This is a genomic window from Bradyrhizobium liaoningense (assembly GCF_018130955.1).
Taxonomy (GTDB): domain Bacteria; phylum Pseudomonadota; class Alphaproteobacteria; order Rhizobiales; family Xanthobacteraceae; genus Bradyrhizobium; species Bradyrhizobium liaoningense_C.
The window spans coordinates 38,637-61,229 of the sequence record NZ_JAFCJM010000033.1; the positions used below are offsets into that span (position 1 = coordinate 38,637).

Here is a 22,593-nt window from a genome sequence, read left to right on the forward strand (position 1 = left end):
GGCCGACTGCCGCACCGGCCTTACGGCGTGTTGCACCTGAAGCTTTCAGCCTTGTTCACGTCGCCGCCCTGGTAGTGCGGATAGGCGGAATAGCGACACATCGGACGTGCAGCCGTCACGGAGAAGGGCGGCTTCGTTTCCTGCAGCACCTGCGTCATCTCACCAGGCGCCTTGTCCTTCTCGACCCATTGCGTCAGAGCTTCGAAGAGATCGACGGTCGCGGGGGCACCGGCTCCCATGTGATCCACGCCGGGCGCCACGTAGAGTCGCAACGAGTCGTCGACCTTGGCCACACCCATCTTGGCTTGCACGGACTTGTAGTATTCGATGCCCGCGTAAGGGCTTTGGGCGTAGTCGGCCATGTTCTCGAACATGATGATCTTGCCGCCGCGCGTCGCGAAGACGGAGAGATCAGGATCTGTCGAATCCATCAGAGACGAGACTTCCTTCATCCGATCCGCCAATTGCGCAGGGTCGAACTTGGTCGCGTCATAGTTCGGATCGCGCGCAAAGAAGTACTGTACCGCCCCGCTGCCATAGAGCCAGGCGCGGCTGCCGGTCGGTCCGGGCGGCAGGGTCGGCGCGGCAGCGCCGGTTTCCCAGCCCACCCAGCCGCCAACCGGGCCCGTGCCCGCCGCCGCTTCGCCGCCAAATCCCCAGCCCGGATAGCTATCCAGGCCGTTGGCAGCCGCAAATCCCAGTGGCGACCGACCATGCAGCCGATCAACGACCTTGAGCTGCGTCTCCGACAGGCACGCAGTGTCTGATCCGGGCCGGCATGCGAGCCTGGCAGAATCGAAGGTCTTTTTGCACCCTTCGTAATTACTGACGATGCCGTCGGCGAGGCCGTCGAGCTTGTCGCATGCCGCGAGTACCGCCTCATGCACGGCCTTGACCTTGTCGGGATCGATCCACCCGCCGCCAAACTGCGCCATGCCGATGCGCGTTCCGGCAGTCTGAAGGGCAACCCAGTTGATGACCGGCACGCCGCTCAGGATTCCGTCGAAATCGTTTGGAAAGCGCTGGGCCATGGTGAGGCCTTCGCGACCGCCCTCCGAGAAGCCGACATAGTAGAGCTTGGCAGGAGCCTTGCCGTAGCGCCGCTGCATCAGCACGACGGCGACGTCGCGCACTTTCTTGTAGGCGGCGTAGGCGAAGTTCGTGAGGGCTTCATCGTTCAGAGCGAAAGCCTGAATCGGCACGTTCGGCGCCATCTGGTGCCCCGAATCGGTGCCATAGGTAACGAACCCTCGCGCCAGCGGCGAGGGATGATCAGCGGGCGCAAGCGGCGGCAAGCCCAGGCCCGTGATCAGCGTGCCGTTGAAGCCGCCACCGCCAAACTGCACCGATGATCCGTTCCAATCGGTCGGAAGGTTGACCTGAAAACGGATCGGCGGAGCCTTGGGATCAACCGGCGCAATCGCGCCCACGACCTTGCAATATTCCGGAACCGCCGGCACGACCGCGAGGTAAGGCGGTAAGGGTCCGAACGGCAACTGGGCCTGCGCCAGAGGCGCGGACTGAACCAGCTCCGCCGAATCGATGGTCGCACCGCCGCTCGGCAGACCGATCTTCGCCGCCTCGATCCCTTCCTTCAATTTCGCGCAGGCGTCGGTCGCCGGCTGCGCCTGGCAAATCGCTGGAAACAGCACTGTCGCCGCGACAATATTCATCAACAAGTAGCTTCTCGACATCGTCCTCGCTCCTCCCAAATTCTGCTGCGGCCGTTTCAGCCGCAATTGCTTCTTGCGTGCAGGCCTGGTCACAGGCCCGCAACGGGTCTCGATCAATGGATGGCAAAAAGAGCTGCTCGCGCCTGTCGCGCCTGCGGGCTAAAGCGCGATGGCCTTAGGTCGAATCATCATCGCGCTTTGGCTCTTTGTTTGGGCATGATCTCCGCGCAAACGCGTTCCGCGTTTGTCGCGATGGAAAACCGCTGCGCACTTTTCCGGATCATGCTTTAGAACGGCAGACCCACATAATTCTCCGCGAGCATGCGCTGCGCTGCCTCGGAGGAGAACAGATAGGACAGTTCCGTCTGCTGCAGCCTGTCCTCATATTCGATCCGGTCGGGGAAACGGTGCAGCATCATGGTCATCCACCATGAGAAGCGCTGGGCCTTCCAGATGCGTGCCAGCGCCTTGGCGGAATAGCCCTCGAGGCCGGAATCGTCGCCTTTCTGATAATGCGCGAGCATCGCGTGGTAGAGGTAGTAGATGTCGGAGGCCGCGCTGTTGAGCCCGCGCGCGCCGGTCGGCGGCACGATGTGGGCGGCATCGCCGGCGAGGAACAAACGGCCATAGCTCATGGGCTCTGCGACGAAGGAGCGCAGCGGCGCGATGCTCTTTTCGATCGACGGACCCGTGATGAGGCGGCCGGCGACCTCCGTCGGCAGGCGGCGCTTCAGCTCCGCCCAGAACGCGTCGTCCGACCAGTCCTCCACCTTGTCGGTGAGAGGCACCTGAACGTAGTAACGGCTCAAGACCTGCGAGCGCATCGAGCACAGCGCAAAACCGCGCTCGTGCTTCACATAGATCAGTTCGGGGTTGACCGGCTTGGTGCGCGACAGCACGCCGAGCCAGCCGAAGGGGTAGACCTTCTCATACTCGCGCAGCACGTCGCTCGGGATCGACTTGCGGCTGACGCCGTGAAAACCGTCGGCACCGACGATGTAATCGCAATCGACGCGGACGGTCTCGCCATTCGCGCGATAGGTCACATAGGGCTTGTCCGACTTGAGGTCGTGCGGCGTCACGTCCTCGGCATTGTGCACGACCTTGCCGCCGATCCGGTCGCGCGCCTCGTAGAGGTCGCGGGTGATCTCGGTCTGGCCGTAGACCAGCACCGAATTGCCGCCGGAATATTTGTGGAGGTCGACGCGGTCGAGCACGCCGTCATGGGCGATCTCGAAGCCGTCATGGATCTCGCCCTCGCGGTCCATCCGCTCGCCGCACTCGGCCTCGCGCATCAGTTTGGCAAAGCCGTGCTCGAGCACGCCGGCGCGGATTCGGGCCAGCACATGCTCGCGGCTGTACTTCTCGAGCACGATGGTGTCGATGCCCTTGAGATGCAGAAGCTGGGACAGCAAGAGCCCCGACGGCCCGCCGCCGATGATGCAGACCTGAACCTTCATTGCGACCTCCTCCTCCCGGTGTTGCGAATTTTTCGCAGAAACGGGCCTGCAAGCCGATGGAGGGATCGGCCTTTGTCTTGTACAATTCGAACATGGGAACCCTGCCGTCAAAATCATCCATCCAGGTCTTCAACCTGTTCGGGGAGTCCGGCGATCTGCCGGACGTGGTGCACTGCGAGACGATTACGTCCCGCTCGGTGCTGCACGACTGGACGTTCGCCGTGCACCGCCACGCCAGGCTGCACCAGGTCCTCCTGGTCGAGCGCGGCGGCGGCGAGGCGACGCTGGACGGGCGGGTTCACACCTTGAAGCCGATGCAGATCGTCAACGTACCGGTCGGCCACGTCCACGGCTTCCGTTTCATCCCGGGCACGCAGGGCTGGGTGCTGACCATCGCCGCCGAAATTTTGGACGAGGTGCTGCTCGCCTCCGAGGGCCTGCGCGCGGTGCTGTCCCAATCCGCCGTGCTGCGCGGGACGCCGCAGATCCGCGCCACCATGAAGCAGATCTTTGCCGAGCACGCCGCGCGGAATTTCGGCCGCGCGCATCTCTTGCGCGCGCTGTCGGCCGCCGTGATCGGGCTGGTGGCGCGCTCGCTCGCCGGCGAGAGCCTTGGTGGCGGGGCCGCCGAATCCGTCCTGTTCCGCCGCTTCGAGGCGCTCCTGGAAGAGCATCACCTGAAACGCTGGAGCGTCGCCGACTACGCGGACGCGCTCTCGGTCACACCGACGCATCTCAACCGCATCACGCGCGTGGCGACCGGCGACACCGCCTCGCATCTCATCCTCAACCGCCTGATCCGCGAGGCGCGGCGCAACCTCGTCTACACCAACCTGCCGGTGTCGACGATCGCCTACGCGCTCGGCTTCGAGGATCCCGCCTATTTCAGCCGCGTCTATACGTTGGCGACGGGCCTGTCCCCCAGTGCGTTTCGCGCCCAGATCCACGGCGGCGAGTGACGGCAGCCGTTAGGGCAGCGCCGCCGACAGCCTGGCCATTGTGCGATCGAGGATCTTGATCTCCTCCGGCGTCAGCACCGCGAGCAGCTTCGCTTCCTGCGCAAGCGCATCTGGCACGATCCGGCGGTAGAGCGCGCGGCCCACAGACGTCAGCGATGCGCTCGCGCCGGGCGGACGCACTCTCGCATCTGCGGGTCTGCGAATATTTGACAGGGAAGTTGCCCCTGATCGCGCAATCCGCCGGACCTACTTCGAAAGTATTCCCCGGCATCGACCCGTGCTTGATCTGGATCATGGAGCCCGCTTCGCCGGCGACACAATCTAGTCGGGCCTCCATCAGGCAGAGTGCTGTCTCAACCGGAAGAACTCCAGGGATCATTGATGTGAGCAACCTTGCAAAGATTGAAAGCGATCCGAACTACCAGGAGCTGGTGCGACGACGTTCGTCGCTGGGCTGGACGCTGTCGCTTGTCATGCTCGTTATCTACTTCGGCTTCATCCTGCTGGTCGCCTACGCACCTAAATTCCTTGGAACGCCGCTGGGGAGCGGGGTGACCACAATCGGCATTCCGATCGGATTGTCCGTCATCGTGCTCGCCTTCGTGCTGACCGGCATCTACGTGCGCACCGCGAATTCCGCCTACGACACGCTCATCCGCAAGATCCTGGAGGCCAACCGCTCATGAAAAAGGTTTCCTGGCTATCGGCATTCCTGCTCGCGAGCGTACCCTCCGTCGCGCTCGCCGCGGGCGCCATCGAGGCCGGCGCCAAGCAGGCGACCAACTGGTCGGCGATTGGCATGTTCGTCGGGTTCGTCGCCCTGACGCTGGCCATCACCTATTGGGCTGCAAAACGCACCGCATCGGCGGCGGATTTCTACTCGGCCGGCGGCGGCATCACCGGCTTTCAGAACGGACTCGCGATCGCCGGCGACTACATGTCGGCGGCCTCCTTCCTCGGCATTTCGGGTCTGGTCTACACCTCCGGTTATGATGGCCTGATCTATTCGGTCGGCTGGCTCGTGGGCTGGCCGATCGTCACGTTCCTGATCGCCGAGCAGCTCCGCAATCTCGGCAAGTTCACCTTTGCCGACGTCACGTCGTTCCGTCTCGGACAAACCGACATCCGCATCCTGGCGGCATGCGGCTCGCTGGTGACCGTCGCATTCTACCTGATCGCGCAGATGGTCGGAGCCGGCAAGCTGATCCAGCTCCTGTTCGGTCTCGATTACTGGATCGCGGTCGTCCTGGTCGGCGGGTTGATGATGATCTACGTGACCTTCGGAGGAATGAAGGCCACGACCTGGGTGCAGATCATCAAGGCCGTGTTGCTGCTCTCGGGCGCGACGTTCATGGCCGGTGCCGTTCTCTACAAGTTCGGGTTCAGCCCGGAAGCCCTATTCACCAAGGCAACCGAGGTGCATCCCAAGAAGCTCGCGATCATGGAGCCTGGCAGCCTGATCTCCAATCCGCTGTCCGCGATCTCGCTCGGCCTGGCGCTGATGTTCGGAACGGCGGGCCTGCCGCACATCCTGATGCGCTTCTTCACGGTGAAGGACGCCCAGGCCGCGCGCAAGTCGGTGTTCTACGCCACGGGCTTCATCGGCTATTTCTACATCCTGACCTTCATCATTGGCTTCGGCGCGATCACGCTGGTCTCCACGGATGCGGCGTTCCTCGACGGCGCCATTCTCGAGAAGACCAAGAGCGGCATCGCGGCGATCAAGGGCGGCTCCAACATGGCGGCCATCCATCTCGCGAACGCCGTCGGCGGCAACCTGTTCCTCGGCTTCATCTCGGCCGTCGCCTTTGCCACTATTCTGGCCGTCGTGTCGGGACTGGCGCTCGCTGGCGCCTCGTCCATCAGTCACGATCTCTACGGCATGGTGATCAAGGGCGGCAATGCGAATGAGCAGGACGAGATCCGCGTCTCGAAGATCGCGACGCTGGTCCTCGGCGTGCTGGCGATCTTCCTGGGCATCGTGTTCGAGAACCAGAACGTCGCCTTCATGGTCGGGCTTGCCTTCGCCATCGCCGCCTCCTGCAATTTCCCCGTGCTGGTGATGTCGATCTTCTGGCGGGGCCTGACGACGCGGGGCGCGCTGATCGGCGGCTTCCTCGGCCTCGTCAGCGCCGTGGTCGGCGTCGTGCTCTCGCCGGCCGTGTGGGAGGTGACGCTCGGCTACGCAAAGGGCTCGGCACCGATCAAGCTGGACAATCCAGCCCTGTTCTCGATGGCGCTCGCGTTTGCCGGCATCTGGCTGTTCTCCGTGCTGGATCGCAGCAGGCGCGCCGCTACCGACCGCGAAGGCTTTGATGCACAATATGTCCGAAGCCAGACCGGCATCGGGGCGGCGGCCGCAACGACGCACTAGGATAGTTTTGCGGAACACGCTTTGGCACCGGCCGGGCCCGTGGACCGGCCGGTGCCTTCGTTCGTCGCCGTCCGGTTCTGAACTGTCCCACGTCTTCGGAACGCCGAGATGCCCAAGGCATTCGACATCAGCAACCCGCCGTTCGATCGTCTGACGCCGATCGAGGCCGAGACGCTGCGGGCGTCGCTCGATATCGCCTACTTCCGCCCGGGCGAGGCAATCATCGGCAGCGATACTCCGGCGGATGCCCTCTATGTCGTCATCAAGGGCACGGTCGAGGAGCGGGACGAGGCCGGTCTGCTCGCACTGCTCGGCCCGAAGGATACCTTCGACAGCCGCGCGCTCGTCCACGACCAGAACGGGCATGGATTCATCGCCCGCGATGAGACGCTTTGTTACTTGATCCCCAGGAAGACTGCCCTTGACCTGATCAAGGCCAATGCGCGCTTCGCCGCGTTCTTCTACCGCGAAATTTCGCAAAAGCTGGATGAGCTTGCAAACGACGAGGAAGCCAGGCGCTACGGCTCGCTGATGAATGCAAAGGTCGGTGAACTCTTTCTGCATGCTCCATCGTTTGTGGCCGCGAGCGACACGATCGAAGCGGCCGGTCATCAGATGCGCGAGATCGACAGCAATGCACTGTTCGTCCGCGACGGTGAGCGAATTGGCATCGTGACGGGCATGAACCTGTCCAAAGCGGTGGTGTTGCGGCGCCAGTCCATCCAGGCGCCGGTGCGCGAACTCGCGAATTTCGACATCGTATCGGTGCGGCCCGACGATTTCGTCTCCTCGGCGCTGTTGCTCATGACGAAACACAACAAGCGGCGCCTCGCGGTTCACGATGGCGAACGGTTTGTCGGCATCCTCGAGGAGATCGACCTCCTTGGCTTCCTGGCAGGCAGCGCCCAGGTCATTGCCGGCCGCATCGATCGGGCCTCGAGTCAACAGGATCTGGCGATCGCCGCGCGCCAGATCGAAGCGCAGGTGCGGTTGCTGCGGCGGCAAGGCGTCAAGGTGGAGGTGATTGCCGAGATCGTCTCAGACCTCAACCGGCGCCTGATGTCCAGACTATTCGAAATGGTCGCGCCAGCCGAGCTGCGGACCAGCAGCTGCCTGATCGTGATGGGCAGTGAGGGGCGCGGCGAACAGACCATGCGCACCGACCAGGACAACGGTCTTATCCTCGGGAGCCCGGTCGAAAGTGAGATACTGGAGTCGTTCCGGAACGAGTTCTCTGGCGCTCTGGAGAGCTTCGGTTTTCCGCCCTGTCCCGGCAACATCATGGTGAGCAATCCGGCATGGTCCAGGCCGCTATCCGACTATCTTGCGGATTTCCGCCGCTGGGTCACGATTCCTGAGCCGACCTCGCATATGAACGTGGCCATCATTTATGACGCGCAGGCTTTCGCCGGCAGCGCGCATTTGCTTGACAGCGCCAAGACGGCGCTGATCGACCTGATCCGGGGCGAGCAGGCGTTCCTTGCCCATTTCGCGCGTGCGATCGATGCCTTCGAAACGCCGATCGGTCTCTTCAACAACCTGATCACCTCCGAGGGCACCGGGGACGCGCTCGACCTCAAGAAGGGCGGCATATTTCCGGTCGTGCACGGCGTTCGCAGCCTCGCCCTCGAGCATGGCCTGCGCGAGACCTCCACCGACAAGCGGATATCGCGGCTGTGCGACCTTGGAGTGCTGCGAGCAGACTTTGGCCGCGACCTGAAGCAGGCTTTCCGATTCATGCTGATGCTCCGGGTCGACGGACAGTTGGCGGCGTCCGCCGGCACGTCGGGCACGCTAGTGAGGCCGGCACAGCTAACCAGCATGGAACGTCATCTGCTGCGCGACGCGCTCCAGGTGGTAAAACAGTTTCGCGATATCGTTCGTCATCATTTCAAGCTCGGCATGTTCTAGATGCTGCCTCGTGGGATCAAACGGCTGCTTCACCAGGCGACCCTGAGCGACCAGTCGTACCGCTTCATGTTCGATCGCCCTCCGGACGACGATCTCGTCGTCATCGACTGCGAGACGACCGGTCTCAACGTGCGGACGGACGACGTCGTCACCATCGCCGCAATCAAGATCCGCGGCAACCGGATCCTGACCAGCGAGCATTTCGAGGCGGTCGTTCACCCCGACAGCGAGATGGGGGCGGAGGCCATCAAGATCCACCGCCTGCGTCAGTCCGACGTCGAGGCGGCGCCGATCGTCTGGAAGGTGATGCCGAGCTTCCTGCGCTTCATCGGCGCGCGTCCCCTGATAGGCTATTATGTCGATTTCGACGTCGCCATGCTGAACAAGTACATCCTTCCGCTGGTTGGGATCGAGCTGCCGAACGAGCGCATCGAGATTTCTCGGCTCTATTACGAGCGCAAATACGGCGATGCGCCCCCGAACACGTCGATCGACCTCTCGTTCGCCGCCATCCTCAAGGACCTTCGCATTCCGCCACTTGCACAGCACGATGCCTTCGACGACGCCTTGATGACCGCAATGATGTTCCTCCAGCTACGCGATATGGGCGAGCGCGATGTGCGGATCGCGCGGCAACGCACCAGCCCTGTGTTCAACCCGACCGGCGCATGACCGCGGCCCACTCCGCGCCCGAAAGCCATGACAGCTACGCAAGCCCTGCCGATAGCTTGCGCATCGCACGATCGAGGATCTTGATCTCCTCCGGAGTCAAGACCGCGAGCAGCCCCGCCTCCCGCTCAAGCGCATACGGCACGATCTTGCGATAGAGCGCACGGCCTGCCGACGTCAGCGAGACGATCCGCTCGCGCCGGTCGGCGGGATCATAGGTCCTGCTGACGATGCCGCGCGCCTCGAGGCCCTGCACGGCGCGGCTGACCTGCATCTTGTCGAGCGTGGTGAGCGGGCCGATCTCCTTGGTCGCGATCTCCGATCGCGCGCCGAGGATCGCGAGCACGCGCCATTCCTGCCGCGTCAGCGCAAAACGCTCGGAATAGACCTCGGCCACCGCCAGCGACACCTGCTCGGCGAGCCGGGCCAGCCGGTAGGGAAAATAGTGCTGGAGGTCGAGCCCGGCGCCGCCGTCCACCGCTCCTGCCGCCCCGCTCCGCGCCTGGTTCGAACGTCCCGTCATGTGCGCGCCCAAGCCTCGCAAAGATTCTTCCGGAACGATTGATCCGGATCAAATCCGGCAAATCGTAACATTTGATACTATTTTCGCAAATGGAAACGAGGGAGCCCGAAACGCCATGAAGATCGAGAAAATCCACCACGTCGCCTATCGCTGCGTCGACGCCAAGGCCACCGTCGATTTCTACAAGAAGGTCTTGAACATGGACCTGCTCGGCGCCATCGCCGAGGACAAGGTGCCCTCGACGAAGGCGCCGGATCCCTACATGCACATCTTCCTCGACGCCGGCAACGGCAACATCCTCGCCTTCTTCGAGCTGCCGAACTCGCCGCCGATGGGGCGTGATCCCAATACGCCTGACTGGACCCAGCACATTGCCTTCCAGGTCAAGGACCTCGCCGAGCTCGAGCAGGCCAAGGCCCGCGCGGAAGCCGCCGGCCTCGACGTCGTCGGCGTCACCGACCACACCATCTTCAAGTCGATCTACTTCCGCGATCCGAGCGGCCATCGCCTGGAGATCGCGGCCTGGACCGCCACGCCCGAGCAGATCGACCGCATGAAATCGGTCGCGCATGAGATGGTCGAGGAATGGTCGCGCACCAAGCGGCCGCCGCGCCACACCGCGTGGATGCACGAAAGGGAATTTGCGGACGCACGCTGAACTCACGGCGGGGAAACGGACACGATGACCTACGTCTATCCAAAATTCGGCTATCAGCGCTCGCAGGAGCAGGCGGACGGCATCGTGCGCCGGTATCCGATCGTGGTGATCGGCGCCGGCCCGATCGGCCTGACCGCCGCGCTCGATTGCGCGGCGCGCGGCCAGCGCGTGGTGGTGCTCGACGACAACGACACCGTCAGCATCGGCTCGCGCGCCGTCTGCTACGCCAAACGGCCGCTGGAGATCTGGGACCGCCTGCACTGTGCCGCACCGATGGTCGCGCGCGGCGTGAGCTGGCGCATCGGAAAAGTGTTTTTCCGCGACCAGCTCTCCTACCAGTTCGATCTGTTGCCCGAGCCCGACCACAAGATGCCGGCCATGATCAACCTCCAGCAATATTACCTGGAGGAGATCCTGGTGACGCGGTGCGACGCCAACCCGCTGATCGACCTGCGCTGGAAGCATCGGCTGACCGGCCTCGCGCAGAAGGCCGACCACGCCGAGCTCACGGTGGAAACGCCCGACGGCGTCTTCACCATGGAGGCGCAATGGGTGATTGCCTGCGACGGCGCCAATTCCGATACGCGCAAGATGGTCGGGGCCGAGTTCACTGGACAGTATTTCCAGGACCGCTTCCTGATCGCCGACGTCGCCATCAAAGCAGAGTTTCCGACCGAGCGCTGGTTCTGGTTCGATCCGCCGTTCCATTCCGGCCAGTCCGTGCTGCTGCACCGTCAGGCCGACAACATCTGGCGCATCGATTTCCAGCTCGGCTGGGACGCCGATCCCGACGAGGAGAAGAAGCCGGAGCGCGTCATCCCGCGCATCAAGGCAATGCTCGGCGATGATGCCCAGTTCGAGCTCGAATGGGTCTCGATCTATCAGTTCGCCTGCCGACGCATCGACCGCTTCCGTCATGGCCGGGTGCTGTTTGCCGGCGACGCCGCGCATCAGGTGTCGCCGTTCGGCGCGCGCGGTGCCAATACCGGCGTCCAGGATATCGACAATCTCGCCTGGAAGCTCGCGCTGGTGCTGCGCGGCGAAGCGCCGGAATCGCTGATCGACAGCTATCATGACGAGCGCGCCTTTGCCGCCGACGACAATCTACTGAACTCGACGCGCGCCACCGACTTCATCACGCCGAAGACCAGGGTGAGCCGGCATTTCCGCGACGCCGTGCTGGAGCTGGCCCAGGATCGCGGCTTTGCCCGTCCGCTCGTCAACAGCGGCCGGCTCTCGATGCCGACGCCCTACGTCGCCTCGCCCCTCAACACGGCGATCGACGACACGATCGCCGGCGAGATGCGCCCGGGCACCAACGCGGCGGATGCACCGATCTCGATCGACGGCAAGCCCGCCTGGTTCCTCAATCGCCTCGGCGACGGCTTCACCATCGTGACCTTCGGACATGCGACGAGCCGGATGCTGCTGACGGTCGGCCCGCTCACCGCCCGCATCATCCGGGTCGGGCACGACATCGACGACACGACTGGAATTCTCGCGGCGCGCTACGGCGCATCGGCCGGCACCACGTATCTGTTCCGACCGGATCAATACGTCGCGGCACGCTGGGCGGAGTTCGACGAGGCCAAAATCGCCGACGCGCTGTTGCGCACGGCCGGCTACGTCCCGGCACAGCACGGGGAGATTGCGGCATGATACTGAACCGCTCGCCGAACATCGCCGATCCCGACGGCTTCTACGCCGAGCTGATCGACAGCCAGCGCGATCTCGACGAGGAGCAGGCGCTGCGCATGAACGCCCGGTTGATCCTGCTGCTCGCCAACCACATCGGCGACCGCGGCGTGCTCTCCGAGGCGATTATCCACGCGCGCAACGCCGGCGGATAGCCTGGTCTGCCCGGCGGCACCGATAATCGAGCTCATCGTCGGTTGAGCCCGAGCCGTGCAGGCTGGGACCCAGGCCTGCCCCGGCGCGAGCGCTCCGCAAGACCGGCCCGGCATGCAGAGCCTGACCCTCGGCAAACCCACTGGTTGCGCCGCGGCGGCCACGCTAGAATTCGCCCATGACCGTGACCGACATTGCAAGCCGAACCTACAATCACAGCTGGCGGCTGGACCCGATCGTCCGCAGCCTGCTCGATACCGATTTCTACAAGCTGTTGATGTTACAGATGATTCGGGAATTCTACCCGGATCAGAAAGTGACCTTTTCGGTCATCAACCGCTCCCGCCATGTGCGGCTCGGCGAGATCATCGACGAGGGCGAGCTGCGCGCCCAGCTCGACCACGCCCGCACCATCCGCTTCACCAAGAAAGAGCTGATCTGGCTTGCCGGTAACACGTTCTACGGCAAGACTCACATGTTCTCGGCCGACTTCATCCGCTGGCTGGCCGAATTCCGCCTGCCCGAATACGAGCTGCGGAAGGTCGACGGCCAGTACGAATTACATTTCCACGGTCCCTGGACCCACACCACCATGTGGGAGATTCCGGCGCTCGCGATCCTCAACGAGCTGCGCTCGCGCTCGGCCATGAAGGGCCGCGGCCGGTTCGAGCTCGACGTGCTCTATGCCCGCGCCAAGGCAAAACTCTGGACCAAGGTCGAGCGGCTGCGCAAGCTCGAGAATCTGCGCCTATCCGACTTCGGCACCCGCCGCCGGCACGGCTTCCTCTGGCAGCGCTGGTGCGTCGAGGCGGTGAAGGAAGGTCTGGGTCCGTCCTTCATCGGCACCTCGAACGTGCTGCTGGCGATGGACAACGACCTCGAGGCGATCGGCACCAACGCCCATGAGCTGCCGATGGTGGCAGCGGCACTCGCCAAGGACGACGAAGAGTTGCGCTGGGCGCCCTATCGCATCCTCGACCAGTGGCGCCAGACCTATGGCGGCAACCTTTTGATCGCGCTGCCCGATGCCTTCGGCACAAAAGCCTTCCTGCGCGATGCACCGGAATGGGTCGCAGACTGGACCGGCTTCCGCCCCGACAGCGCGCCGCCGATCCAGGCAGGCGAAGAGATCATCGCGTGGTGGGAGAAGAAGGGCCGCAACCCCAAGGACAAGCTGCTGGTGTTCTCGGACGCGATGGATGTCGGCTCGATCGAGGAGACCTATCACCACTTCACCGGCCAGGTGCGGCTCTCCTTCGGCTGGGGCACCAACCTCACCAATGATTTCGTCGGCTGCCCGCCGGACGCCTCGATCAATCTCGATCCGATCTCGCTCGTCTGCAAGGTGTCGTCGGTCGACGGCAGGCCGGCGGTGAAGCTGTCCGACAATCCGGAGAAGGCGACCGGCATGGCCTCGGAGATCGAGCGGTACTTGCGCGTGTTCGGCGATGCCGGACGGGTGCGCAAGGCGGTGCTGGTGTGAGGCAATCGAATTTCACGCCTTCAATGCGCTGCAGCGGCTTGAGACGCAGCGACATTGCGCAGGCGGTGGATGCGCCTAGCATCCCGGTTCGATCACCGCGCATGGACAATCGGAGCATGGGATGTCGACATTCGTCTTGGTTCACGGCGCCTGGGGCGGCGCGCACGGTTTTCGGCATGTCCGTCGATTGCTCCGTTCCGAACAGCACGAGGTGTCGAGCCCCGGCCTGACCGGTGTCGGCGAGCGCATCCATTTGTCGAGCCCGATGGTCGGCCTCGGCACGCATATCCGCGACGTGGTCAACCACATCCTGTACGAGGATCTCGACAAGATCGTGCTGGTCGGCTTCTCCTATGGCGGCTTCGTCGTCACCGGCGCGCTGGAGCACATCGCCGAGCGCGTCTCGCACCTCGTCTATCTCGACGCCTTCGTGCCTGGAAATGGCGAGTCGGTCTGGTCGCATCTCGGGCGCGATGGGCGGCCCAAGATGGAACTCGGTCAGGATTGGGCGATCACAGGTCCCGTGCGCGAGTTCGACAGTCCGGAGGAAGCGGCCTGGATGGCCGCGCGACGGACGACCCAGCCGCAAGGCTGCTTTACGGAGCCCGTGTTCCTGGCTCAACCGCTGGAGTCGTTTCCGTTCACCAGGACCTATATCAAGGCAACAGCGGCGCCAGAGAATGACATCGGCAACAACGCTTTCTGGCGGGCGGCCAGACACGCGAAGGGGTCGCCGGCCTGGCGCTACCACGAGGTCGCCACCAATCACATGGTCGCAAACAACAGGCCCGAGGAGCTGGTCCGGATCCTGGCAGGCCTTGCCTAGCTTGGAGCCGACCGCGCTCGTCTGCGATCGTAAATCACGCAAGCAGGCAGCTTGCGCGTCACGTTCGAGTAAACGGCAATCCTGACATTTGAGACGATTGCCCTAACCAAACCCGGAGAGTTCCGGATGTCAGGCAATTTCGTTGATCTGCTCTCGTCCCTTTCACGATGGGTTCACTGTCGCGAACGGTCGTCACCCGCCTTCAGGCCGGATTAAGTTCCGCAGCGTCTACTCCACGTTGTATGCACAGAGCCACGCCAGGGTGGTCGTCGGATTGGGGAACGACTCTTGTTTCGCAGAACCGTCGCGTCGATGAAGGAGCGCAGCTTCCTTCACGTGATCAAGCTCGTCTCGCCGTTCGTGGCGGTCGCGCTGCTGCAAGCCTTGCTGGCCATCGGCAGCCTCGAAGTGCTGTCGTCGGTCCGCGCCTATGTTGCCGGCGAAGCGCTGTGGTCACGTGCGCAGAAGAACGCGGTCTACGACCTCGACCTGTACCTGCATTCGGGCGATCGGACTTTCTTCGACCAATATCAGGATGCGCTCGCTGTCCCGATCGGCGACAAGTTTGCAAGGCGCGCACTCGAACGCCAGCCTGAAGACCTCGATGCGGCGAGCCATGGATTTCTGCAAGGTGGCAATCATCCCGACGACGTCCCCGGCCTGATCTGGCTCTATCGTTACTTCCATCACGTCAGCTTCATGGATGCCGCGATCCAGCATTGGGTGGCCACCGACCCGATGCTGCTCGAATTGACGATCTTCGGGGAAGCCATCGACACGGAGATGAAGCAGGGGCCGATTCGAGACGAGCAACGCCTGCGGTTTCTGACCAGCCGCCTCCACGAGCTGAACAGTCAGTTCACCGAGCGTGCGGACCGCTTTTCCGCGGTGCTCGGTGAGGGATCGCGCACCATCAAGGTGCTGCTCACGCTGGCAAACCTCGCGGCTGCCGGCACGCTCATTCTGCTGATGGTGTGGCGGATCCGCCGCCTCGTCCAGCAGCGCGAAGCCTTCGAGAATGCCTTGAAGGCAGAGAAGGAGCGCCTGAGCTGGCAGGCCACCCACGATGCGATGACGGGCCTTGCCAACCGGCGCGACTTCGAGGTCCGGCTGGAGCACGAACTCGGCGAGGTCGGTCGCGCGCCGCTCGCCCTGATCCTGCTCGACCTCGACCAGTTCAAGGCCGTGAACGACAGCTGCGGCCATCTCGCGGGCGACCGTCTGCTGTGCGATATCGCACGCCTGCTGCAAAAGGACCGCCGGCCGCATGACCATGTCGCCCGGCTCGGAGGCGATGAGTTCGGGATCATCCTGCCACGCTGCACACCCTACGACGGGGTCGACATCGCCGAACGGCTGCGACGGTCGTTCGAGCTGTTCGCCTTCTCGTGGGACGATCGCAGCTTTGCGGTCACTGCAAGCATCGGGCTGGCCTGCATCTCGGACGCAACGATCGGCCTCGAGGAAGCGTTGCGGCAGGCGGATGCCGCCTGTTACGGCGCCAAGCAGAAGGGCCGCAACCGGGTGCAGGTCTATCACGCCTCAGAAGGCGCGCAGACGGACCCGCGGCGGCGCCAGGTGGCTTGAAATGCTATGACCTCGACGCGTCGTCGACGCAGCCGCGGCGCAGTGTTCGGCTTTGCGCTCTCGGGCGGCGGCACCAAATGGGACCTTGCGCAGGCGATCGGCGGCGGCAAGAGCGACGCGCTGCAGGCCGGCGTCTACACCGCGGTGCGTTCGGGACCGGCCTATCTCGCCGCCTCGCTCGCCGTGGCCAATCATTGGATGTCAACGGACCGCTTTGCGCCCTTCGGCAATCAGCTCACCGCGAAGTTCAACGCGCATCGAGGGCGGCTATCGGTTCGCTACGCCGATCGGCGGCTTCACACCCTACGCGGCAGCGCAGATGCAGTATTTTCGCACGCCCACCTATACCGAGACCGATCTCGCCGGCAGCGGCTTCGGCCTGACCTATCAGGGACGCAGCGCCTACGACACGCGGAGCGAGCTAGGCGCGCGCTTCGACCGCGCGGCGATGATCACCCCCAATTCCGTTCTGACGCTGCGCGGTCGTGCGGCTTGGGCACACGACTGGGTGAGCGATCCGACGCTGGTTGCCGCGTTCCAGACGCTGCCCGGCGCGAGCTTTATCGTCAACGGGGCCACGCCGGCGAAGGACGCCGGACTCATCTCTGCCGGAGGCGAGCTGAAATTCACCAACGGCATCACGCTCTCGGCCAAATTTGACGGCGAGTTCGCGGCTCGCAGCACCACCTATGCCGGCACGGCGAGCCTGCGATATGGGTGGTAGCGGGCAGGAAACTACCCCGCCGTCCGCCGCTCCTGCGCGTAGCGCACGAGCGCGGCGAAGCGATAGATGCCGTGCACGAATTTTCCATAGGGCATGGTGATGAACAGCGCGAACACGGCGCCGAGATGCAGAGCCAGCAGCGGCCCCATGGCTGAGGTTTCCCGCAGGAGCAGCAGGGCAAGGCCGGTGATACCGGTCAAAAACAGCATGGCGATGAAGCCGACATCCATGCCGTAGCGGCTCTCATCCACCAGCGCCGCATCGCGCTGCGTCTTCGCCAGGAAAAGGCCGATGGGCCCTGCGATGAGGCCGATGCCGCCGAGCGTGCCGAGCACGACCGGCAGGTCCCACCACGGATAGGGCGCCTCGCGTGCGAGGAGATAGTGATAGAGGGTTGCGACCGAGGTCGCGGCGAAGCACAGCAGGAAGCCGTAGAAAGTCAGGTGATGATAGAGCTTGCGCCGGTCGGTCGGCTTGTCATCCTCGTTGTAGCAGCCGACGCCGCCGCCATGGAGATAGCGCAGCTCGCCGGCATCGCGAATCGCCTGGAAGATCGAGCCGCCATCGGCGCGTCCTCGAATGGGTTCACCAATGTCGCGCCAGAAGGCGCGCATACTCAGCACCAGCGCCAGGATCGCATAGAGGAAAGCGGCGGAAAACAGCGCGGCCATCGCGTTATGCGGCATCAGCTTGTAGAAGGCGCCGGGTCCCGTGTGGACGCCGAACAGCGCCGTGCGATCATTGAACGCCGCAAAGCCCAGGATGAAGACGGCCATGCTGAGCGCGGCAACGATGCTGATGACGAGCCCGTTGCGCGCGAACGCACCGGACAGCGCCCGTGGCCAGACGTAGGCCGCGTAGGATTCCGCGCGCGCGACCGCGAGCGTCTTCGGAACATTGACGTTGAACTCGTGCGGCGGCGAGAACTGGCAGTCGACATAGCAGGCGCCGCAGGAATGGCAGAGGTTTGCGAGATAGTTGAGGTCGCCGTCGGAGAAGGCGCGGCGCATCTCCATGGCGGGGAAAACCGCGCACAGGCCTTCGCAGTAGCGGCAGGAATTGCAGACCGTCATCAGACGGTCGCTCTCCTCGAGGATCCTAGTTCTGTGCATGTTTTGCCGCTTCCCGTCCCGCGATGCGCCCGAACACGCTGCCGATGGTCATGCCCATGCCGGCCGCATAGCCCTTGCCCAGCACATTGCCCGCCATGATTTCACCCGCCGCGAACATGTTGGCGGCCGGCTTGCCGTCCTGCATCAGCATGCGCGCCTCCTTGTTCACGCGCGTGCCGAGATAGGTGAAGGTGATGCCCGGCCGCACCGGATAGGCGAGATAGGGTGGCGTCTCGATGCGCCGCGCCCAATGCGTCTTGGGCGGCGTGATGCCCTCAGTGCGGCAATCGTCCAGAATGGTGTGGTCGAAGGTGCCTGATAGCACCGCGGCGTTGAAATCGGCAATGGTCTTGTCCAGCGCCGCCGCGTCGAGCGTCAGCTTGCCGGCGAGCTCGGCAACGGTCGCGCCCGCGATCGGCGGGAACAGCGTCGGCATGAAGCTCGTGACCACGGTCGAGTCGAAGATGATGTAGGCGATCTGGTCGGGCTGCGCGGCGACGAGCCTGCCCCAAATCGCGTAGCGCTTCGGCCAGATGTCCTCGCCCTCATCGTAGAAGCGCACGGCGTGCTTGTTGACGACGATGCCGAACACGACCGAATCGTGCCGCGTGATGATGCCGCCGTCGAACTTTGGCGCGCGGGCATCGATCGCGACCGCGTGGCATTGGGTGGGATCGCCGACCTCCTGCACGCCCTTGTCGAGCAGCATCTTCAGGATCGAGCCGCGGTTATAGGGCGTGCCGCGGATCAGAAAATTGTCGGCGGCCTCGCCCCAATATTGTTTCAACCATTCGATGTTGGCCTCGAAGCCGCCGGCGGCTGCAACTAGCGAGGTGGCGCGGATCTCGGTCGCGCCCCTGACCGGCCGCTTCACGCGTGCGGCGAGGAACATGCCGTCCTCGATCACGAGGTCGATCACCTCCGCATCATACTCGATGTCGACGCCGAGCTGTTCCGCGGTGAGATACAGCGCGTTCAGCATCGCGCGGCCGCCACCTAAGAAGAAGGAGTTGGTACGCCCCAGGCTCAGCGTGCCGCCGAGCGAGGGCTGCCAGCGCACGCCCTGCTCCACGATCCAGTTCAAAATGTCCTTGGACTCCCGGATCATGTGGCGGGCGAGCTCTTCGTCCGTCTGCCCGCCGGTGACCAGCAGAAGGTCCTTCCAGAACTCTTCTTCCGTGTACGGGCCGGTCAAAATCTCGGTCGCGGCGTCATGGGCGCAGCGCATGTTGCGGGTATGGCGCGTATTGCCACCGCGGTAGAATTTTGGCGCGCCTTCGAGCACGAGGACGGAGGCGCCGCCGCGACGGGCGCTGATCGCCGCGCACAACGCCGCATTGCCGCCGCCGATCACCAGCACGTCGTATTTGCCGTTCATGCCGTCTGCCTCGGGGATACGTCCCTTGAGAATTCCGCCGTTTGCAGGCCGCCGTCAACGGCCATTGCGCACCTTTGTATACAAAGATATACATTAGCTCCGCAAGCGCCCGGTTTGCATGGACAGGATGCAGCCGGCGAAGGAAACAGATGGCAAAACGTCCGGCAAAGGCGATCGGTTCGATTTCGCGCGGCTCAGGCCTCGCGCTGGGCGAAGCTGTGTTCCGCTCGCTCTGCGAGGCAATGCAGGCAGGCCACTACCGCGCCGGCGACCGCCTGCGCGAGGAGGAGGTCGCGCAGCGGCTCAAGGTCAGCCGCACCCCGGTGCGGGAAGCGTTGGGACGGCTGGCGGCACGCGGCTTTGTCGAGCCGGCCGCAGGCCGGGGATTGATCGTCCGCAGCCTCGACATTTCCGAGGTGCTCGAGCTCTACGCCATGCGGGAAATCCTGGAAGGCGCGGCCGCCCGGCTTGCCGCGGAACATGCTTCAAGGCTGGAAGTCGACGCGCTGTCGGATATCGAGCAGGCCTTTACCGACGCCTCCGACGCCGCCGAGATGGCGAGGCTCAACCGCGCCTTCCACGAAGCGATCTGCCGCGCCGCGCGCAACCGCTATCTCGACAATGCGTCACGGGAGCTGCAGGACTGGATCGCGCTGCTCGGCCCGACCACCTTCACCGTCACCGGCCGTCCGTCGACCAGCCACCGGGAACATCAGGCCATCATCAACGCAATTGCGGCGCGCGACGGCGACAAGGCCGAACGGCTGGCGCGCGAGCACATTCGCGAGGCGCTCCGCTGCCGGCTCAAACTGTTGCAGAAGCAGTAGCGGTCCGCGCCGTCAGCCGGACGAGCGCGGCGGATCGATCAGCCTGGCGATCACCGGAAAATACGCATCGCCTATCCCCTTCCCGATCATCTCCTCGAAAATGGTGCTTATCAGCGCAGCGCCGCGCAAGCTCAGGCCGGCCTGGCCACCGAGCGCGCGCGAGAAGCAGAGCGCGCGGCTACAGAAGACCGACAGGCAATGGCCGGATACGGTGCCGGTGCTCACGAATAAATCTTGCCGCAGCGACGCGTCCTGCAATGCAGGCAAATCTTCTTGCTTGCCACCAAAAGTGGGCGCAGCCTAGGGTTGCTCGGTAGAGAGCGGGATCCACCCGCCTGGGCAAGTTTCACACTGCATAAGAAGAAGTGGAGAAGACGCATGACGTCAAACGTGACGCGAAGGTCGCTGCTAGCGCTCGGTGCCGGCCTCGGCGCAACGACCATGCTCGGCGAGACCGTACTCGCGAAAGCGCCCAAGCTGGGCACGCAGCCCAGTTATTTCTACCGTTTTGATCTCGGCAACACGGAAGTCACCGTCGTCTCCGACGGACCTCTGCTGCTCGGCCCTCCCAAGGGCACTTTCATCGGCGTGCCTGATGACGCCGTGAAAAAGATGCTGTCCGACAATTTCCTGTCTCCCGAGAACGTCATGCTCGAACAGAATTCCCCGATCGTCAATACGGGTGACAAGCTCATTCTCTTCGACACCGGCATGGGCACGGCGAAAAACTTCGGCCCGACCACCGGACGCCAGCAGAAGAGCATGAAGGAAGCCGGCATCAAGCCGGAGGACATCGACGCGGTGGTGTTCTCGCACGCCCATATCGACCATATCGGCGGCGTCGTGGGCGAAGACGGCAATGTGCTGTTCCCCAACGCGCAATACTACATCGCCCAGAGTGATTTCGACTTCTGGACCGATGAAGGCAAGGCCGGCGGACCGCTGAAGGATTTCGTCCTTCACGCCCGAAAGAACCTGCTGCCGGTGCGCGACCGATTGGTGTTCTACAAGGACGGTCAGGAATTCCTGCCCGGCGTGCAGGCGATCGCAGCTCCGGGTCACACGATCGGCCATACCATCTTCATGGTCACGTCGAACGGAAAGTCGTTCGCTTTCCTCGGCGATCTCACCCACCACCCGATCCTGCTGCTGGAAAAGCCGCGGATGCAGTTCTCGTACGACACCGACCCGGCCCAGGCCGCCGAAACCCGGGTGAAGTTGCTGGACATGATCGCCGCCCAGAAGATTCCGGTGATGGCGTATCACTATGCGTGGCCGGGCGTCGGCCATATCGCCAAGACCGGCGAGGGATTCCATTATTATCCCGAGGCGATGGACCTCTACCGCTGAACAAGCAAGACCCCGGGCTCCCTCCCGGGGTTTCTTTATTGGGCGGCACCTTTCGATCTGATGGTGTGGTCCGGCTTCGGCAGGGAAACCCGCTTCCATCGGCAGCATTTCGTGCGTAGGAAGGCAGGCAGGCGGATCAACGACCCGGCGGCCGCAACGACGATGCAACAGAGATCGACACCGCGTCACGCGCGATGGGCAACGCTGCTGCTGGCGCTGTTCTGCTCTACGCAAGCGCTGGCCCACGCGACGACCATCGGACTCGTCCGCATCGATCTCATCGGCGATCGCCTCACTTACATTCTTGCAGTGGCCCTGCCCGAGATCCCCAACGGCTCGGCGCTGCTCCTGACCGTCGCCGCCAATGGCGACCGCGGCGCCGCCGAGACCGTAGCCGAACAGGCCCGGCGCAGCGTCAAGATTGATCTCGGCGGCACGCCTTGCAAGGCCGGCCGCGTACGCATCGCCGGCAGTGGCGCCAACGATGCCCGCGGCAGCGTCGAAATCGACTTCACCTGTAGCGGCGAGCATGGCCGCCTTACCGTCACCGATGATTGGGGCACCTTCCTTGGCGAGCACTATCAGGCGCTCGCCAACATCCGCACTGCAAGCGGCGAGCGGCAGGTGGTGTTCGGCGAAGCCTCGCGCAGCGAAAGCATCGACATCAGCCGCCCGGTCGCGACCGGCTGGCTCGATTTCATCAAGCTCGGCATCGAGCACATCTTGACCGGCTACGATCATTTGCTGTTCCTGCTCGCGCTGCTTGCAGGGGCGCGCGGCGTCCTCAGCGTGGTCAAGATCGTCACCGCCTTCACGCTCACCCACAGCGTAACGCTGACGCTGGCGGCACTCGGGCTCGTCACCATTCCCGGCCGCATCATCGAACCGCTGATCGCCGCCACCATCATCTGGGTGGCGCTGGAGAACCTGATCTCGGCTGCGCCCGACCGGCGGCGCTGGATGTGGAGTTTTGGCTTCGGCCTCGTGCACGGGCTCGGCTTTGCCGCAGCGCTCGGCGAGATCGAGCTGAAGGGCGCGGCGCTGGTCCGCGCGCTGATCGGCTTCAACGCCGGCGTCGAGATCGGCCAGCTCGTCTTCGTCGTGATCGCGCTACCGCTCCTGGCGCTGCTGTCGCGCGGTCGCGGCGCCACGCTGACGCCGCGCATTGCCTCGATCGCGGCGGCCGTGATGGGCACCTATTGGTTCATCGAGCGGGTCTTTGCCGGCTGAT

At 64.0% G+C, this 22,593-nt stretch carries 21 protein-coding genes and 1 pseudogene; 15 read left to right on the top strand and 7 right to left on the bottom strand.

From position 1 onward, the window contains the following. Positions 1–20: 20 nt before the first annotated feature. Together JQ632_RS24615 and pobA are read right to left on the bottom strand one after the other, a co-directional pair. Complete coding sequence (locus tag JQ632_RS24615) at positions 21–1,694, bottom strand: tannase/feruloyl esterase family alpha/beta hydrolase (protein WP_249152503.1); 1,674 nt, start codon at positions 1,692–1,694, stop codon at positions 21–23. A 266-nt stretch (positions 1,695–1,960) separates the two neighbouring features. Continuing rightward, entirely contained in the window at positions 1,961–3,133 is a 1,173-nt protein-coding gene (pobA, locus tag JQ632_RS24620; RefSeq protein ID WP_212405173.1) for a 4-hydroxybenzoate 3-monooxygenase, read from the bottom strand. Positions 3,134–3,189: 56 nt separating this feature from the next. Here pobA and JQ632_RS24625 point away from each other — a divergent pair, with 56 nt between their 5' ends. Then, entirely contained in the window at positions 3,190–4,092 is a 903-nt protein-coding gene (locus tag JQ632_RS24625) for a helix-turn-helix domain-containing protein (protein WP_212405174.1), read from the top strand. 9 nt (positions 4,093–4,101) lie between these two features. Here JQ632_RS24625 and JQ632_RS24630 read toward each other — a convergent pair whose 3' ends face one another. After that, positions 4,102–4,272, bottom strand: coding sequence for a hypothetical protein (locus JQ632_RS24630; protein WP_212405175.1), 171 nt, complete (start codon positions 4,270–4,272; stop codon positions 4,102–4,104). 203 nt (positions 4,273–4,475) lie between these two features. Between JQ632_RS24630 and JQ632_RS24635 the strand changes: the two genes are divergently transcribed. From JQ632_RS24635 to JQ632_RS24650, 4 genes are all read left to right on the top strand, one after another. Further along, positions 4,476–4,778, top strand: a complete 303-nt coding sequence (locus JQ632_RS24635) for a DUF485 domain-containing protein (RefSeq protein ID WP_212405176.1) — start codon at positions 4,476–4,478, stop codon at positions 4,776–4,778. Next, entirely contained in the window at positions 4,775–6,466 is a 1,692-nt protein-coding gene (locus JQ632_RS24640; RefSeq protein ID WP_212405177.1) for a cation acetate symporter, read from the top strand. The genes JQ632_RS24635 and JQ632_RS24640 overlap by 4 nt, the downstream gene beginning before the upstream one ends. Positions 6,467–6,574: 108 nt before the next feature. After that, complete coding sequence (locus tag JQ632_RS24645) at positions 6,575–8,377, top strand: putative nucleotidyltransferase substrate binding domain-containing protein (RefSeq protein WP_212405178.1); 1,803 nt, start codon at positions 6,575–6,577, stop codon at positions 8,375–8,377. Further along, entirely contained in the window at positions 8,378–9,049 is a 672-nt protein-coding gene (locus tag JQ632_RS24650) for a 3'-5' exonuclease (RefSeq protein ID WP_212405179.1), read from the top strand. A 34-nt stretch (positions 9,050–9,083) separates the two neighbouring features. Here the strand turns inward: JQ632_RS24650 and JQ632_RS24655 are convergent, their stop codons facing one another. Continuing rightward, the gene (locus JQ632_RS24655) at positions 9,084–9,569 is read right to left on the bottom strand and encodes a MarR family winged helix-turn-helix transcriptional regulator (RefSeq protein WP_212405180.1); all 486 of its coding nucleotides are present in this window, start codon (positions 9,567–9,569) and stop codon (positions 9,084–9,086) included. A gap of 115 nt (positions 9,570–9,684) precedes the next feature. Here JQ632_RS24655 and JQ632_RS24660 point away from each other — a divergent pair, with 115 nt between their 5' ends. The 7 genes and pseudogenes from JQ632_RS24660 (at position 9,685) to JQ632_RS24690 (ending at position 16,695) form a co-directional block, all read left to right on the top strand. Beyond that, a complete protein-coding gene (locus JQ632_RS24660) occupies positions 9,685–10,227 on the top strand; it encodes a VOC family protein (protein WP_212405181.1) in 543 nt (180 codons plus the stop codon). Between the two features lie 24 nt (positions 10,228–10,251). Then, positions 10,252–11,886: an FAD-dependent oxidoreductase gene (locus tag JQ632_RS24665; RefSeq protein ID WP_212405182.1), complete on the top strand. Its 1,635-nt coding sequence runs from the start codon at positions 10,252–10,254 to the stop codon at positions 11,884–11,886. Then, the gene (locus JQ632_RS24670; protein ID WP_212405183.1) at positions 11,883–12,077 is read left to right on the top strand and encodes a DUF2783 domain-containing protein; all 195 of its coding nucleotides are present in this window, start codon (positions 11,883–11,885) and stop codon (positions 12,075–12,077) included. The genes JQ632_RS24665 and JQ632_RS24670 overlap by 4 nt, the downstream gene beginning before the upstream one ends. Before the next feature lie 176 nt (positions 12,078–12,253). Further along, positions 12,254–13,558 carry a nicotinate phosphoribosyltransferase gene (gene pncB / locus JQ632_RS24675; protein ID WP_212405184.1) on the top strand — a complete coding sequence of 435 codons (1,305 nt, stop codon included), beginning with the start codon at positions 12,254–12,256 and terminating at the stop codon, positions 13,556–13,558. Between the two features lie 121 nt (positions 13,559–13,679). Then, positions 13,680–14,384, top strand: coding sequence for an alpha/beta hydrolase (locus JQ632_RS24680; RefSeq protein ID WP_212405185.1), 705 nt, complete (start codon positions 13,680–13,682; stop codon positions 14,382–14,384). A 288-nt stretch (positions 14,385–14,672) separates the two neighbouring features. Then, the gene (locus JQ632_RS24685; RefSeq protein WP_212405186.1) at positions 14,673–15,971 is read left to right on the top strand and encodes a GGDEF domain-containing protein; all 1,299 of its coding nucleotides are present in this window, start codon (positions 14,673–14,675) and stop codon (positions 15,969–15,971) included. A gap of 6 nt (positions 15,972–15,977) precedes the next feature. After that, positions 15,978–16,695 (top strand): annotated as a pseudogene (locus JQ632_RS24690) (autotransporter outer membrane beta-barrel domain-containing protein). Positions 16,696–16,706: 11 nt separating this feature from the next. Here JQ632_RS24690 and tcuB read toward each other — a convergent pair. Next, a complete protein-coding gene (gene tcuB / locus JQ632_RS24695) occupies positions 16,707–17,807 on the bottom strand; it encodes a tricarballylate utilization 4Fe-4S protein TcuB (RefSeq protein ID WP_212405187.1) in 1,101 nt (366 codons plus the stop codon). Then, positions 17,794–19,185, bottom strand: coding sequence for an FAD-dependent tricarballylate dehydrogenase TcuA (gene tcuA, locus JQ632_RS24700; protein WP_212405188.1), 1,392 nt, complete (start codon positions 19,183–19,185; stop codon positions 17,794–17,796). The genes tcuB and tcuA overlap by 14 nt, the downstream gene beginning before the upstream one ends. A gap of 149 nt (positions 19,186–19,334) precedes the next feature. Here tcuA and JQ632_RS24705 point away from each other — a divergent pair, with 149 nt between their 5' ends. After that, positions 19,335–20,012, top strand: a complete 678-nt coding sequence (locus JQ632_RS24705) for a GntR family transcriptional regulator (RefSeq protein ID WP_212405189.1) — start codon at positions 19,335–19,337, stop codon at positions 20,010–20,012. Positions 20,013–20,024: 12 nt separating this feature from the next. Here the strand turns inward: JQ632_RS24705 and JQ632_RS24710 are convergent, their stop codons facing one another. Beyond that, the gene (locus JQ632_RS24710; RefSeq protein WP_212405190.1) at positions 20,025–20,237 is read right to left on the bottom strand and encodes a hypothetical protein; all 213 of its coding nucleotides are present in this window, start codon (positions 20,235–20,237) and stop codon (positions 20,025–20,027) included. A 153-nt stretch (positions 20,238–20,390) separates the two neighbouring features. Here JQ632_RS24710 and JQ632_RS24715 point away from each other — a divergent pair, with 153 nt between their 5' ends. Continuing rightward, positions 20,391–21,362 (top strand): MBL fold metallo-hydrolase, encoded by a 972-nt coding sequence (locus JQ632_RS24715; protein WP_212405191.1) that lies wholly within the window; start codon positions 20,391–20,393, stop codon positions 21,360–21,362. Between the two features lie 111 nt (positions 21,363–21,473). Beyond that, complete coding sequence (locus JQ632_RS24720; RefSeq protein WP_212405192.1) at positions 21,474–22,592, top strand: HupE/UreJ family protein; 1,119 nt, start codon at positions 21,474–21,476, stop codon at positions 22,590–22,592. Position 22,593: the final 1 nt, after the last annotated feature.

Excerpts from the sequence above, each read along its gene's own strand:
- pobA (WP_212405173.1), bottom strand. The coding sequence starts at position 3,133 with ATGAAGGTTCAGGTCTGCATCATCGGCGGCGGGCCGTCGGGGCTCTTG.
- JQ632_RS24655 (WP_212405180.1), bottom strand. The coding sequence starts at position 9,569 with ATGACGGGACGTTCGAACCAGGCGCGGAGCGGGGCGGCAGGAGCGGTG.
- JQ632_RS24670 (WP_212405183.1), top strand. The coding sequence starts at position 11,883 with ATGATACTGAACCGCTCGCCGAACATCGCCGATCCCGACGGCTTCTAC.
- JQ632_RS24615 (WP_249152503.1), bottom strand. The coding sequence starts at position 1,694 with ATGTCGAGAAGCTACTTGTTGATGAATATTGTCGCGGCGACAGTGCTG.
- tcuA (WP_212405188.1), bottom strand. The coding sequence starts at position 19,185 with ATGAACGGCAAATACGACGTGCTGGTGATCGGCGGCGGCAATGCGGCG.
- JQ632_RS24640 (WP_212405177.1), top strand. The coding sequence starts at position 4,775 with ATGAAAAAGGTTTCCTGGCTATCGGCATTCCTGCTCGCGAGCGTACCC.
- JQ632_RS24650 (WP_212405179.1), top strand. The coding sequence starts at position 8,378 with ATGCTGCCTCGTGGGATCAAACGGCTGCTTCACCAGGCGACCCTGAGC.
- JQ632_RS24645 (WP_212405178.1), top strand. The coding sequence starts at position 6,575 with ATGCCCAAGGCATTCGACATCAGCAACCCGCCGTTCGATCGTCTGACG.
- JQ632_RS24660 (WP_212405181.1), top strand. The coding sequence starts at position 9,685 with ATGAAGATCGAGAAAATCCACCACGTCGCCTATCGCTGCGTCGACGCC.
- JQ632_RS24680 (WP_212405185.1), top strand. The coding sequence starts at position 13,680 with ATGTCGACATTCGTCTTGGTTCACGGCGCCTGGGGCGGCGCGCACGGT.
- JQ632_RS24715 (WP_212405191.1), top strand. The coding sequence starts at position 20,391 with ATGACGTCAAACGTGACGCGAAGGTCGCTGCTAGCGCTCGGTGCCGGC.
- JQ632_RS24665 (WP_212405182.1), top strand. The coding sequence starts at position 10,252 with ATGACCTACGTCTATCCAAAATTCGGCTATCAGCGCTCGCAGGAGCAG.
- pncB (WP_212405184.1), top strand. The coding sequence starts at position 12,254 with ATGACCGTGACCGACATTGCAAGCCGAACCTACAATCACAGCTGGCGG.
- JQ632_RS24625 (WP_212405174.1), top strand. The coding sequence starts at position 3,190 with ATGGAGGGATCGGCCTTTGTCTTGTACAATTCGAACATGGGAACCCTG.
- tcuB (WP_212405187.1), bottom strand. The coding sequence starts at position 17,807 with ATGCACAGAACTAGGATCCTCGAGGAGAGCGACCGTCTGATGACGGTC.
- JQ632_RS24705 (WP_212405189.1), top strand. The coding sequence starts at position 19,335 with ATGGCAAAACGTCCGGCAAAGGCGATCGGTTCGATTTCGCGCGGCTCA.